This window comes from Bradyrhizobium sp. Arg237L, assembly GCF_029990105.1.
Lineage (GTDB): Bacteria > Pseudomonadota > Alphaproteobacteria > Rhizobiales > Xanthobacteraceae > Bradyrhizobium.
The window spans coordinates 1-335 of sequence record NZ_JAQMIL010000259.1 but is presented as its reverse complement, the minus strand read 5'-3'; the positions used below and the strand labels follow the sequence as shown (position 1 = coordinate 335).

The 335-nt window shown below is 63.6% G+C and carries 1 pseudogene; it reads left to right on the top strand.

The annotated features are described in order from the left end of the window. Window positions 1-36: 36 nt before the first annotated feature. Window positions 37-335 (top strand): annotated as a pseudogene (locus OZ411_RS43240) (IS110 family transposase); the annotation flags it as partial.

Below are 335 nucleotides of genomic sequence, written 5' to 3'. Positions count from 1 at the left end.
GTTTGGGTTTCCACACTCGAACCATCGGAGAGTCTGATGCAAGCATCGACCAAGAGCACGCCCACCGCCGGGCATTGTGGCACGATTTTCGTTGCGATCGAACTGAGTCAGAAGACGTGGCTGGTGACGCTGCACAGTCCGGATCGGGACCGGATATCGCGCCACAAGCTGGAAGGCGGCGATCATGCCGGGCTGCTGGCGCTGATCGAGGAGGTCAAGGCGCGGGCGACGTCGAAGCTTGGCGCGGCGCCGCGGGTGGTGAGCTGCTACGAGGCCGGCTATGACGGCTTCTGGCTGCACCGGCTGCTGGAAGCGGCTGGGATCACGAACTTCGT